General features: G+C 37.4%; 12 protein-coding genes. 11 read left to right on the top strand and 1 reads right to left on the bottom strand.

All coding sequences use genetic code 11. The features are described from left to right. Positions 1-70: 70 nt before the first annotated feature. Positions 71-292, bottom strand: a complete 222-nt coding sequence (locus Q8M41_RS10570) for a hypothetical protein (protein WP_305365238.1) — start codon at positions 290-292, stop codon at positions 71-73. A gap of 272 nt (positions 293-564) precedes the next feature. On the opposite strand from Q8M41_RS10570, the gene Q8M41_RS10565 reads away from it, so the two are divergent. The 11 genes from Q8M41_RS10565 (at position 565) to Q8M41_RS10515 (ending at position 13288) form a co-directional block, all read left to right on the top strand. Continuing rightward, positions 565-1101, top strand: coding sequence for a nucleotidyltransferase domain-containing protein (locus Q8M41_RS10565; RefSeq protein ID WP_305365237.1), 537 nt, complete (start codon positions 565-567; stop codon positions 1099-1101). Beyond that, positions 1098-1592: a UpxY family transcription antiterminator gene (locus Q8M41_RS10560; RefSeq protein WP_305365236.1), complete on the top strand. Its 495-nt coding sequence runs from the start codon at positions 1098-1100 to the stop codon at positions 1590-1592. Before Q8M41_RS10565 ends, Q8M41_RS10560 begins: the two co-directional genes overlap by 4 nt. Before the next feature lie 461 nt (positions 1593-2053). After that, positions 2054-3190: a GDP-mannose 4,6-dehydratase gene (gene gmd, locus Q8M41_RS10555; protein ID WP_305365235.1), complete on the top strand. Its 1137-nt coding sequence runs from the start codon at positions 2054-2056 to the stop codon at positions 3188-3190. Positions 3191-3494: 304 nt separating this feature from the next. Then, positions 3495-6044, top strand: coding sequence for an SLBB domain-containing protein (locus tag Q8M41_RS10550; protein WP_305365234.1), 2550 nt, complete (start codon positions 3495-3497; stop codon positions 6042-6044). A gap of 44 nt (positions 6045-6088) precedes the next feature. Then, entirely contained in the window at positions 6089-7180 is a 1092-nt protein-coding gene (locus Q8M41_RS10545; protein WP_305365233.1) for a lipopolysaccharide biosynthesis protein, read from the top strand. Next, the gene (locus Q8M41_RS10540) at positions 7167-8456 is read left to right on the top strand and encodes a nucleotide sugar dehydrogenase (RefSeq protein ID WP_305365232.1); all 1290 of its coding nucleotides are present in this window, start codon (positions 7167-7169) and stop codon (positions 8454-8456) included. Before Q8M41_RS10545 ends, Q8M41_RS10540 begins: the two co-directional genes overlap by 14 nt. 19 nt (positions 8457-8475) lie before the next feature. Beyond that, positions 8476-9477, top strand: coding sequence for an SDR family oxidoreductase (locus Q8M41_RS10535; RefSeq protein WP_305365231.1), 1002 nt, complete (start codon positions 8476-8478; stop codon positions 9475-9477). A gap of 25 nt (positions 9478-9502) precedes the next feature. Continuing rightward, positions 9503-10087 (top strand): acyltransferase, encoded by a 585-nt coding sequence (locus tag Q8M41_RS10530; protein ID WP_305365230.1) that lies wholly within the window; start codon positions 9503-9505, stop codon positions 10085-10087. Continuing rightward, entirely contained in the window at positions 10088-11191 is a 1104-nt protein-coding gene (locus tag Q8M41_RS10525; protein ID WP_305365229.1) for a DegT/DnrJ/EryC1/StrS aminotransferase family protein, read from the top strand. Between the two features lie 8 nt (positions 11192-11199). Further along, positions 11200-12321 (top strand): DegT/DnrJ/EryC1/StrS aminotransferase family protein, encoded by a 1122-nt coding sequence (locus Q8M41_RS10520; protein ID WP_305365228.1) that lies wholly within the window; start codon positions 11200-11202, stop codon positions 12319-12321. Then, positions 12314-13288 (top strand): dTDP-glucose 4,6-dehydratase, encoded by a 975-nt coding sequence (locus Q8M41_RS10515; RefSeq protein WP_305365227.1) that lies wholly within the window; start codon positions 12314-12316, stop codon positions 13286-13288. Before Q8M41_RS10520 ends, Q8M41_RS10515 begins: the two co-directional genes overlap by 8 nt. The last annotated feature ends 1 nt before the right edge of the window (position 13289 follow it).

The raw sequence follows: 13289 nt of genomic DNA, 5'->3' as shown, positions 1-13289 counted from the left end.
CGGGTTTATTTGTCGATTTGTCGATGGTAGAAGGACTTAAATCACTTAGGCGATTAGGAAGTAGATTTCGTCAGTCACAAACATTAAATTTGTCTATTTGAGTATTGAGCATTTTGTACCGACTGTCATTCAGAGGAGCCAACTGATTTTCGATATTTATTAAAAATGGGTAGCGACGAAGAATCTCATCACCATGAGCACTAAATATTGCTAAAGCAGGATTTATTTGCCTTTTCTTGGGTGCTTTATTTGAAGATTCTAATGTATAATATTGATGGAGTGGTTCAAGCATTTTTAGGGCCTCACCCTTATTACGGAGCCGTTGATTCCAGGATCATCTTGGCCCTCCGCCCTGGGCGGAGAGGGTTTAAAGATATTGCAAGGATAATTCCACTTAGGTGCTTTTCTTCATAGAATATTAAACATTTTGAAAAAGGTATTAATTAACACGTAGGATTTCTCAGATAACTGATATCAGATAGCGAATTGTCAAATTTTTCTTGCTTTTTTAAAAATATGTTCTACTTTTGAGTTATATAATGAGTACTAATTATACTCAATATTATGCTCGAAAGTCTGATAACATCTAAAACGAGAATTAAGTTATTGCTTAAATTCTTTTTAAACATCAACAATCAGGGGTATTTAAGAAGCCTTGAAGCTGAGTTTAACGAGAGTACCAATGGTATAAGGCAGGAGCTTAATCGTTTTGAGAAAGCCGGGCTATTGCTGGCTGAATCAGATGGTAATAAGAAACTATATCGTGCAAATACCCTTCATCCCTTGTTCAAGGATCTAAATAGCATTATCAGAAAGTTTATAGGTGTAGAAGAAGTAATCGAAAAGGTTATCGACCGATTGGGAAACGTACAACGCGTTTATCTTGAAGGTATGATAGCACGTGGACTGGATTCAGATATCATTGATCTGATGATTATTGGTGACAATATTGACCGGAATTATCTGAGTAACCTGGTAGAAAAGGCAGAACCTCTCCTTGGCAGAAAAATACGCTATTTGGTTTTTGAAGAGGAAGATGCAGAGGTTTATGTGCAGAAGCACAATAAAGAGATGGTTTTAATATTTGATCATTTAGTATGAATTGGTACGTGCTCTATACCAAATCACGCAATGAAAAGGCCGTTGCAGATAAATTGGCACTGTCGGGTATTGAAGTTTATTGCCCGCTTTTAAGAAGAAAAAAACTTTGGAGCGACCGATGGAAATGGGTGGAGGAGCCTTTGTTCAGATCTTATTGCTTTGTAAGGCTTGAGGATAAGGATAGAGATACGGTTTTTTCAGTCCCTGGGATAGTTCGTTACGTTTATCACTGCGGGAAACCAGCGATAATAAGGTCGAAGGAAATGGATCTGTTGAAAAGTTGGTTGATGCAATATGATCATGATACTATTATAGCAGAGAATCTGAATGTGAGTGATAGGATCAGAATACGTTCCGGGGCATTGATGGATAAAGAAGCAGAGGTATTGGAGAGTAAAGGGAATTATGCGCTTTTGCTTTTAGAAGATCTGGGTTTACAGGTAAAAGTTGATCTGAGAAAAAATATTGTAGAGAAATTGCAGGTTTCTTAAAAGGTACCTGGTTTTCATAAATAAAGACAGTTAATATTTAACCACATAGTTTGTTCATATATGGTTTAAAGTACACATAGATTGAGGCGGAGCTTCAAGACTCTATGCGTCTTTAGAGAGGAGAAACACAGATCAATTCTATGTTTCTATGTGGTTTAAATATTATTTGAGTTCGGGTTAAACTATATTAGATGTCGCAAAATGAAAATGTGACTGAAAGGGCGGAGCCGTACCCAGATCGATTTGAAGATTTGGTAATTTGGAGATTTGAAAATCAGGAAATAAGTGTAATTGCCTAAATTGTGACTCATAGGGCGGGGCCGTTTTAGGGATGTCTGTTAATCTGATTTTAATTAAATTCGTATAATTATGAATCAAGTAAAAATATCAATTGAAACAAGATTTTCCGGATTATTACCTGGTATCTCAATACCCAATACTCAATACTCAATACTCTTTCCATGAAGACAGCACTAATTACCGGCATTACCGGTCAAGATGGAGCTTATTTGACAGAATTCCTGTTAAATAAGGGGTATTTTGTGCATGGTATTAAGAGAAGAAGTTCATTAATTAATACTGATAGGATCGATCATTTGTACCAGGATCCTCATGAAAGTAATTTAAGGTTGAAGCTTCACTATGGAGATCTAACAGATTCAACCAATCTAATTCGTATCATTCAGGAAACACAACCGGATGAGATATATAACCTGGCTGCTATGAGTCATGTGCAGGTGAGTTTTGAAACTCCAGAGTATACAGCAAACGCGGATGGTCTTGGTACCTTACGTATTCTTGAGGCTATAAGAATCCTTGGTTTAGAAAAAAAGACTAAGATATATCAGGCCTCTACTTCCGAATTATATGGCTTGGTGCAGGAAATGCCTCAAAATGAAAAGACCCCATTTTATCCACGTTCTCCTTACGCGGTTGCGAAAATGTATGCCTATTGGATTACTGTTAATTATCGTGAAGCCTACAATCTGTTTGCTTGCAATGGAATATTATTCAATCATGAAAGCCCGGTTAGGGGAGAAACTTTTGTGACTCGTAAAATTACTATGGCAGCTGCTAAAATAGCATTAGGTATGCAGAACTGTTTATACCTGGGTAACCTGTCAGCGCAGCGTGACTGGGGGCATGCTAAAGATTATGTGGAGGCCATGTGGCTGATTTTGCAACAGGATAAAGCAGAAGATTTTGTAATTGCGACGGGGGTAACCACAACGGTTCGTGATTTTGTAAAAATGAGTTTTGCTGAATTAGGAATTGAAGTCGAGTTTAGTGGGAAAGATGAACAGGAAAGAGGTGTTATTATTGATATTGATGAGGCTAAGGTAGAAAGCTTAAAGCTTAAAGCGGAAAGCTTAAAGCCGGGGACTACTGTAGTAAAAGTGGATCCGAAGTATTTCAGGCCAACAGAAGTAGATTTATTGATTGGTGATCCGACAAAATCAAATACCAAACTTGGCTGGAAGCCGAAATATGACCTTGCTGCCCTGGTCAAAGAAATGGTGCTTTCTGACCTTCATCTGATGAAGAAAGATGAGTATCTGAAAATTGGAGGCTTTAATACCTTAAATTATTTTGAGTAAGAATTATTGAGATAGATGAAGCATTGAGTGAAACCTGTCATCCCGAATGAAATGAGGGAACTTATTGAATCACGGTATTAGACAATATAATGTAAAAACTTCTTAGGCCTCCATTGGGATTACAACCGATAACAAAAATACCCGAAATTAGGTCTCATATAAAGAGAAGAATATTTAGCTTTGCGCAAATAGGTTAGATTTAAAGTTAGGCGTTAAAAGTTAGCTAATTATCATATTAAGAATTTTAAACAATATTTGTAATTATTAATCTATAATCTACAACAAGTAAAACTGTAATCTATTTATGATTCTGCTCAATACTCAATACTCAATACTCAATACTCAATACTCATCTCATTTTACGAGAATATTTAGCCTTTTGGCTCTCCTTGTCCTGATAAGTATAAGTATTCCTGCTTTTACACAGGTAAATCCACAAAACCTGAACAATATCCGTGTTGATGAATTGAGCGATGATCAGGTGAGGTCATTTATGCGTCAGGCAGAGGCAAGCGGGATGGGTGATGCTCAATTGGAGCAAATGGCCCAGGCCCGCGGAATGCGTCCAGAAGAGATCAAGAAATTAAGGGAACGGGTTGATAAACTAAAGAATAGTGATAAACAAAAATCTGGTCAGGCAGACCCTAATAAAGTTCAGTCTAAAACCATTGCAGATGGAAGGCAGCTCAACTATGAAACCGATAGTTTGTCAAATCAAAGAGATCCGGAAACAGAAGCTGAAAAAGCTTTGAATGAGCTTCGGTCAAAAATATTCGGTGCAGATCTTTTCAAAAATTCTAAATTAACATTTGAGCCCAATCTGAGTATTGCCACTCCGAAGAATTATGTAATCGGTCCTAATGATGAATTGCTGATTGATATTTATGGCAACTCAGAGGCTTCTTATAATCTTAAAGTAAGTCCAGAAGGGAATATCAATGTCGAATATGTGGGTATCATTCCTGTTGCCGGACTGACTATTGAGGCAGCAACTTCAAGAATCCGTTCTCGTTTATCAACAGTTTATAGTGGTCTGCGTAATGGAAGCACTAGCCTCAATATAGCTATAGGAAACATACGAAGCATTAAAGTTATACTTACCGGAGAGATTGTTAAGCCAGGAACTTATACACTTCCATCCCTGGCTAATGTATTCAATGCCTTATATTCTTCTGGTGGACCAACGGAGAATGGTTCCTTCAGATCGATCGAATTGATACGTGGAGGGAAGAAAATAGCGACCCTTGATATTTATGATTTCCTGATGAAAGGGGAAATGGCTGATAATTTAAGATTACAGGATCAGGATATTATTCGCGTGCCGGTGTATGAATCGCGCATAGAAATTGTTGGGGAGATAAAACGTCCCGGAATATTTGAATTACGCTCAGGAGAGTCTTTTAAAGAGCTTTTAAATTTTGCAGGTGATTTTACTGAGAATGCATTCAGGGCTAGGGTAAAGGTGTTAAAGAATACAGAAATTGAGCGGAAGATAGCTGATATCAGTTCAGATAAATTTTCAGACTATATACCAAATACTGGGGATAAATATTTTGTGGATCGTGTACTGGAACGCTTTGTCAATCGTGTGAATATTGATGGTGCTGTTTTTCGTCCCGGAGCTTATGAGCTGGAACAAGGTTTAACACTTTCTCAATTAGTTAAGAAAGCAGAAGGTCTGAAGGAAGATGCCTTCAGGCAAAGAGCATATATCACGCGATTAAAGCCGGACAATCAAACAGAGTTAATTTCTGTTGATCTTGCTGGAATACTGAACGGAACCGTAAAGGATATTTCCTTACTTAGGGAGGACATTATTAGTGTTTCATCCATATTCGATCTCAAAGAAGAGTACAAAGTGACTATAGACGGGGAAGTACGTATACCCGGCACCTTTGAATTTGCAGAAAAAATGACTTTGGAAGAGTTAGTTCTCAAGGCAGGTGGACTTACAGAGGCTGCAACTGCCCAGCGGGTAGAAATCTCCAGACGGGTTAAAAATAGTAATTTAACGGCAGCTGATGCAATTATCGCTCAGGTTTTTCAGATCGATATTGACAAGGATTTGAATTTCTCAAAGCCTAAATTTGAATTACAACCCTTTGATATTATTTCGGTGAGAAGTTCTATTGGTTATGAGGTTCAGCGCCAGGTTAAGGTTGAAGGTGAAGTATTATATCCCGGTATGTATACGATTGTAAATAAGGACGAACGGGTATCGGACCTGCTAAGACGCGCTGGTGGTTTAACTGCACTTGGTTATGCAAAAGGTGCATCATTGAAGCGTGAAGGGCCGGCAAAAACCGATAGTAAAAATGCTGTTGATCAGAATGAAGAAGAGAAAAATAAAATAGCTAAGCTTCAACGTTTACAGAAAAATGTAAAGGACACAGTTGGCACTAAAGTGCAGGATGAATTATTAAAAAATGTTTATGTAGGTATAAAACTTGATAAAATAATTGAAAATCCGGGTTCTCAAGCCGATTTGATACTCGAAGAAGGCGATGTCTTGAGAATTCCTAAGCAATTACAAACTGTAAAAGTCAATGGAGAAGTATTATATCCTGTTACTACTATTTTTAGTCAGGGAAGGGGTTTTAAGCATTATATTTCGCAGGGAGGGGGCTTTTCCAATAAATCTTTGAAAAGACGCTCCTATGTAATTTATGCTAATGGCGCTGTGCAAAGTACCTCAAAAATGTTTTTCTTTAATAATTATCCGGCAATTGAACCAGGTGCGGAGCTTTTTGTTCCTCAGAAAGAGGATAAGAGGCCTTTAACAGCTGCTGAAATCGTAGGAATTTCAAGTGGTTTGGCTTCCTTGGCTGTAATTATTTTAAATCTAGTTAGATAGTTGTTTATCATGATAATCCTTTCAAAATCAGCTGAATAGTTAATATGGTAGAGCCAATTGAAATACAAGATTCACCGAAAGATGAATTATCGATTAAGGAACTTGTAATAGGAATTCATAAATGGATTGAATTCATTTTGACCAAATGGATTATTATTTTAATTATTGGATTGACAGGCGGGTTATTAGGGTTCTTTTACGCTAATTCTAAAAGAATTATTTATACAGCGGAAACAACCTTTGTCCTTGAAGAAGGGAATAACAAAAGTGGTGTGCTTGGGCAACTTGGAGGTATTGCTGGGTTAGCGGGTATCAATATGGCACAGGGTGGTGGTATTTTTCAACAGGAAAATATTATCGAATTGTATAAGTCCCGAAGCATGATAGTAAGAACATTATTAAGCGAAGTTGTAATTGATGGGAAGAATGAACTATTGATTGAAAGATATTTGGATTTCAACGGTATTCGCTCCTCATGGAAGGATGACCCTAAGTTAGCTAACTTAAAGTTTGATTTAAAGTCAGAATCGCACAATCTTCGTTTGCGCGATAGTGTGCTTGGGGATATTGCCAAAACAATAAATTCCAGTTATCTGACAGTTAATAATCCGGACAGGAAACTCAATATCATAAAAGTAGAGGTAAAGTCTCACGATGAAATTTTTGCTAAAGCTTTCAATGACCAAATAGTAAGTAATGTGAATGATTTTTACGTTCAAACGAAAACAAAAAAAGCCCTTGAAAATTTATCTGTTCTTCAATTTCAAACAGATTCAATACGTAATATATTGAATGGAGCAATTTATGCGACTGCTGAAGTATCTGATGCGACTCCCAATTTAAACCCCGCTCGTCAAATTCTGCGTGCACCCGCTGAGAGGTCACGTTTTAATGCAGAAGCAAATAAGGTGATTCTTTCTCAGCTACTTCAAAACTTGGAGTTAGCCAAATTGTCCCTTCGTCAGGAAACACCTTTAATTCAGGTAATAAACTACCCAGTTTATCCACTTGAAAAAGACAGGCTTAGCAAAGTAAAAGCTATTGTAATTGGAGTGTTTTTATTTGTGGGAATTACAGTGTTATTTTTTTCTACAGGATTAATTTTAAATAGAATAATCTCAAGTGATAGAATATAGAATAGGAATAATTGGATTAGGTTATGTTGGATTACCATTAGCCGTAGAGTTTGGCAAAAAGTATTCTTGTGTTGGATTTGATATAAATAACTGCCGAATCGATGAACTAAAGATGGCAATAGATAGTACTCTGGAGATTAATCAGGAGCAGCTAAGGCAAGTTCTGTTTGATCCCAATGCCAAACGTATTAATTGTTTAGTTTGTACAAGCAAGCTCGAAGACATTAAGGACTGCAATGTATTCATCGTAACGGTTCCTACACCAACTGACAAGAATAATCGCCCTATTTTAACGCCTTTATACAAAGCGAGCGAATCCGTTGCGAAGGTCTTAAAAAGGGGTGATATTGTTGTCTATGAATCGACGGTATATCCCGGTGTCACTGAAGACGAGTGTGTTCCAATTCTTGAAAAAGTGTCGGGACTGAAATTTAATGAAGACTTTTTCGTGGGATACTCTCCGGAGCGAATAAATCCAGGAGATAAAGAGCATTCGGTAAGTAAAATACTAAAGGTAACCTCTGGTTCTACACCCAAAGTTGCTGAAGAAATAGATCAGCTATACAAGAGTATAATAATTGCCGGAACCTATAAAGCTCCAAGTATTCGCGTTGCAGAGGCGGCTAAGGTGATTGAGAATTCCCAACGTGATATTAATATTGCCTTTGTAAATGAGCTATCTAAGATATTTGGCCGGTTGAACATAGACACCCATGAAGTTTTAAAAGCCGCAGGAACCAAATGGAACTTTCTCAAATTCTTTCCTGGTTTGGTTGGGGGGCATTGTATTGGTGTAGATCCGTACTATCTGGCACAAAAGGCGCAGGAAGTTGGGTATCATCCAGAGATAATTCTTGCGGGTAGACGGATTAATGATGGAATGGGATCATATATAGGTGATGAGGTTATCAAACTTATGGTTAGGAAGCGAATTCAGGTTTATAATAGCGATATCCTCATTCTCGGATTTACCTTCAAAGAAAACTGCCCTGACGTTCGAAATACAAAAGTTATAGATATTGTGTTGAAACTTCGGGAGTATGGAGTAAACGTAGCTATACATGATCCATGGGCAGATCCTATAGAGGTGAAGAACGAGTATGATGTCGATTGTAGTAAGAAAGCTCCATCGAACTTAAAGTTTGATGCTATTATAGCGGCTGTAGCTCACAAGGAATTCACAGATCTCCCGATAAGAAATTTAATTAAAGAAACCTCTGTCATTTATGATGTGAAGGGAATATTTCCAAATGAACTAATTGACTCCCGACTGTAAATCTATACCCCCAATAATTATGTTTGATACACTATATCATTCTGATTCCTTAGAGAAATATTCCTTTTTAATAACAGGCGGTGCAGGATTCATTGGTTCCAATTTAGTTGAATATCTTTTAAAGTACAACGCAGGTAAGGTCAGGGTATTAGATAACTTATCTAACGGTTTTTATAAGAACATAGAAGAGTTTATAGAAAATCCAACTTTTGAATTCATTGAAGGAGATATCCGGAATCTTGAAACGTGTAAAAAAGCATGCGAAGGAATTGATTACATTTCCCATCAGGCGGCTCTGGGTTCCGTTCCAAGATCAATAGGTGACCCAATCACAACTAACGATGTAAATGTTTCAGGCTTTCTCAATATGCTTGTTGCAGCCAAAGAAAATAACATCAAACGACTGGTTTACGCTGCTTCTTCTTCAACCTATGGTGATAGTAAAGCACTACCCAAAGTGGAAGATGTAATAGGCAAGCCGCTTTCGCCGTATGCGATAACCAAATATGTAAATGAGCTTTACGCGGGTGTATTTTCCAATCTTTATCATCTAGATCTTGTTGGCCTTAGGTACTTTAATGTCTTTGGCCCTAAGCAAGATCCCTCAGGAGCGTATGCTGCTGTTATTCCTCTTTTCATGAAAGCGGCTTTAGAGAATCAATCGCCGGTTTTTAACGGAGACGGTGAACATACCAGAGATTTTACTTTTATTGAAAATGTGATACAGGCCAACATCAAATCATTTTTTTATAATAGGCGAACTACAGGGCATGAAGTAATAAATGTCGCTTTTGGTGAAAGAACGTCTCTTAAAGAATTATGGTCCTACATATCCGACATAGCAGGAGTATCATTAAATGTCATCTATAATCCAGAACGGGCTGGAGATGTTAAAGATTCGCTCGCCAGTATAGAGAAGGCTAAGACATTGATTAACTATTTACCTTCCTTCGATGTGAAAGCAGGCCTTCAGATTACGTATAATTGGTTTAAACAATCGTGCCAGATGGTTAAAAGTTGAAATAAAATCTAAAATTTTGTAATAGATGAGTAAAATTAAGATTGTTAATGGAGTGAAAATTCATGATTCGTCCTGGGTTAGCGACAACTGCAAAATAGGAGAAGGTACGTATGTATGGATGAATGTTCAGATACGGGAGGGTGTAACTATTGGGGAAAATTGTATTATTAGTAAAGATTGTTACATAGATCTTGATGTGTCAATTGGTAACAGGGTGAAAATTCAAAACGGAGTGTCGGTTTATAAGGGCGTTACCATTGAAGATGATGTTTTTTTAGGTCCGCATATGGTATTTACCAACGATCTTTATCCGAGATCATTTAACCATGATTGGAAAATAACACCGACTATAATAAAAAAAGGAGCGTCTATTGGCGCGAACGCAACCATCGTTTGTGGCTCAGTGATTGGAGAATTTGCTTTAATTGGTGCCGGAACAGTAGTTAATAAAAACGTACCCCCCTATAGCTTAATGGTAGGGAATCCAGCAAAGTTAGTCGGTTATGTCTGTAAATGTGGAAAGCGTTTAGATGCACCAAATACCATTACAAAACCTTTTGAAGTGACTTGTTTAGGATGTAATGAATTAATAATATTAAAAAGAAGTTAGATGAACGAAAAAATTTTTACAGCCAAACCTTTTATTGACGAAGATACTTGTAACAGTGTTTTGGAGGTTTTGAGATCGGGGATGATCACCCAAGGAGTAAAGGTTGCCGAGTTAGAGGCAAAATTTGCAGAATATTGCGGCGTAAAATATAGCGCTGCTCTTAATTCTGGGACAGCAGCACTACATGCAGGACTTTTTGCTCTTGGGGTGGATAAAGATGACGAAGTTATAACAAGTCCGTTTACCTTCGTAGCATCCGCTAATTCAATTCTAATGATGGGCGCAAAGCCTGTATTTGCTGATATAGACGAAGATACATTCAACATAGACCCGAAGAATATTCAGAACAAGATAACGGCGAAAACGAAGGTCATTATGCCGATCCATCTCTATGGTTTGTTGTCTGATATGCCACAGATACAAACATTGGCTAATGCCGCTAAAATTACAATATTAGAAGATGCTTGTCAGGCGCATGGGGCGACGCTAAATGACCAAAAAGCAGGATCATTTGGGGATGTCAGTGCGTTTAGCTTGTACGCCACAAAAAATATTATGGCTGGAGAAGGAGGTGTATTAACCTCTAATAATGAAAGTTTTATTGAAAACGTAAAATCATTTAGACATCATGGACAGTCATTAGTAACTCAATATAATTACACTGGATTCGGGTACAACTACAGAATGACGGATATTCACGCTGCTATTGGACTAAGTCAACTAAAAATGGCTGAAAATTTCAACCGGAAACGACTGGAAAATGCTGCAATTTTAAATAAGGGGTTGTCCGGTATTTCGGGAATTACTATTCCAAGCGTGCCTAGCAATTACGGGCATGTATATCACCAATATACAATAAAAGTAGATGTAGGTAAATACGGCAGAACTAGAGATGAACTTGTTCAAGACCTTCAGAGAAATAATGTATTTCCTGGAATATTTTATCCGAAGCCTCTTCACACCTATCCGGTCTTTCAAAAGTTTGGATACAAAGAGGGTGATTTCCCTGTGTCAGAGAAAATATCACAACAGGTTCTTAGCCTTCCAGTGCACCCACAGATTACCAATGAAGACTTGAACCGAATCATTAATATTATTAAATAAAAAGCCTGATGATATTTTTATCTAAACCGTTTTTTAATGACGAGGAATTAAAGGCAATTCAGGAAACTTTCGATTCAGGTTGGGTAGCCGGGCAAGGCCCACAAGGACTAGCTCTTTCTTCCTACATTAAAGAAGACATCGCAGTAAAACATGCAATTCCCGTGAACAACTGCACTGCGGGGCTACATTTGGCGTTGCTGGCAATCGGAATTAAGGAAGGTGATGAAGTTATTGTTTCTGATTTTACATTTCCTGCTACCGGCCATGCGGTACTTTACTGCGGTGCTATACCAAGATTCGTTGATGTTGATTTATATACCTATAACATCGATCCGGATAAGATTAAGGCAAAAATTAATTCAAAGACCAAAGCTATAATCGTCGTTCATGCTTTTGGATTAATGGCTGATATGGATCAGATAAAATCAATAGCAGACGAATATGGGTTGAAAATTATAGAGGATGCAGCCTGTGCAATGGGCGCTAAGTATAGCGGTAAAAATGTGGGTTCATTTGGAGACATAACGTGTTTTTCACTCCATGGCCGAAAAAATGTGACCTCAGGAGAAGGCGGAGTGAATGTAACCAATAACGACGAATATGCTCAAATTATGGCATCTCTTTCGTGTTTCGGTATGAGTTCGGCATATAGTCGTCAGACTGAGTTTGCAATCCCTAGCTTTGAAACATTGGGTTATAATTACAAACTATCTGATATTAATTCTGCAATTGCTCTGGTTCAACTAAAAAGATATCCAAAAGTTCTTGAAAGAAAAAGAGAGCTAGTTGCAGTCTATAATAATTTTTTAAGGGATAATGAATTTTTAACTACTCCCGTGGAGCCAACAAATTTCTACCATGTTTACCAAAGTTATGTAGTTTGCCTGGATTCAAGCCTTAGAAGGAACGATTTGATCGTTTCCTTAAAACGGGAAAGTATTCAATGTCAGATTGGTACTTACGCATCACATATACAACCAGTTTACAATAGTGCTGACGAATGTCCGAATTCACTGACATTATACCATCAAACACTTGCACTGCCGCTGTATTTCGAACTCACTGAAGAGCAAATAGCTACGGTTTGTAGCAGCTTAAATACTCATATTAAAGAACAAAAAAATGGCTGATTTTAATAATAAAAATGTTCTAGTTACAGGTGGGGCCGGGTTCATTGGCAGTCACTTATGTGACCATCTACTTACCGAGCCAGTTGTGAAAATAATTGCGGTAGATAACCTTTATTTAGGGAAAGAAGAAAATTTGTCGGAAGCAAAAGTCAATTCAAAATTCCGTTTTATAAACTGTGATGTTACCAATTATGAATCTATTGCAAAAATAATATCTGACAATGAAATAGATGTAATCTTCCATTTGGCTGTAATTCCACTCGAAGCATCATTAGAGAATCCTGTCTGGTGTTTTGATCAGAATATTAAAATGACTCAAAATTTATTAGAGATCATACGGTTATCTAAAAGGCAAATTTCGATTATTGCATATTCTTCATCAGAGGTATATGGCACAGCTATTTATACACCGATGGATGAAAATCATCCCTTGTTGGGTCATACGCCATATGCAGCAAGTAAGTCCGCTTCAGATTTATTAGTGTATTCCTACGGAAAAACTTTTGGGATTGATTTTTCGATAGTAAGACCGTTTAATAATTTCGGCCCGCGTCAGAATGAGAAGAACTATGCCGGAGTGATTCCATTAACAATCAGAAGAATAATGGAGGGCGAGAAACCTGTGATATTTGATGATGGAACTCAAACCCGAGATTTCTTTTATGTGAAAGATTCGGCGTATTGGACAGCTGAAATTTACAAGAATGAAGAAGCTCATGGCCAAATAATCAATCTTGCTTCGGGGAAGCAGATTATGATTAAGGATGTAATTGAAATAATATGTAAAGAGTTAAAATATTCAGGTGAAATTGAGCGCCGAGCGACTAGGATCGGTGACGTCAGAGTGCTTGAAGGAAATGTAGAGCTGGCAGAAAGACTGTTGAATTTCAAAGATATCACAACCTTTGATCAGGCAATTATTCCTACAATTAAATGGTACATAGAAACATTATTTAAAAATAAATAAA

Source organism: Daejeonella sp., from assembly GCF_030684675.1.
GTDB lineage: Bacteria > Bacteroidota > Bacteroidia > Sphingobacteriales > Sphingobacteriaceae > Daejeonella.
This window is presented reverse-complemented; position numbering and strand designations above follow the sequence as displayed.

Coding starts and splice junctions, on each gene's coding strand:
- Q8M41_RS10570 (WP_305365238.1), bottom strand. CDS start 292: ATGCTTGAACCACTCCATCAATATTATACATTAGAATCTTCAAATAAA.
- Q8M41_RS10565 (WP_305365237.1), top strand. CDS start 565: ATGCTCGAAAGTCTGATAACATCTAAAACGAGAATTAAGTTATTGCTT.
- Q8M41_RS10560 (WP_305365236.1), top strand. CDS start 1,098: ATGAATTGGTACGTGCTCTATACCAAATCACGCAATGAAAAGGCCGTT.
- gmd (WP_305365235.1), top strand. CDS start 2,054: ATGAAGACAGCACTAATTACCGGCATTACCGGTCAAGATGGAGCTTAT.
- Q8M41_RS10550 (WP_305365234.1), top strand. CDS start 3,495: ATGATTCTGCTCAATACTCAATACTCAATACTCAATACTCAATACTCA.
- Q8M41_RS10545 (WP_305365233.1), top strand. CDS start 6,089: ATGGTAGAGCCAATTGAAATACAAGATTCACCGAAAGATGAATTATCG.
- Q8M41_RS10535 (WP_305365231.1), top strand. CDS start 8,476: ATGTTTGATACACTATATCATTCTGATTCCTTAGAGAAATATTCCTTT.
- Q8M41_RS10530 (WP_305365230.1), top strand. CDS start 9,503: ATGAGTAAAATTAAGATTGTTAATGGAGTGAAAATTCATGATTCGTCC.
- Q8M41_RS10525 (WP_305365229.1), top strand. CDS start 10,088: ATGAACGAAAAAATTTTTACAGCCAAACCTTTTATTGACGAAGATACT.
- Q8M41_RS10520 (WP_305365228.1), top strand. CDS start 11,200: ATGATATTTTTATCTAAACCGTTTTTTAATGACGAGGAATTAAAGGCA.
- Q8M41_RS10515 (WP_305365227.1), top strand. CDS start 12,314: ATGGCTGATTTTAATAATAAAAATGTTCTAGTTACAGGTGGGGCCGGG.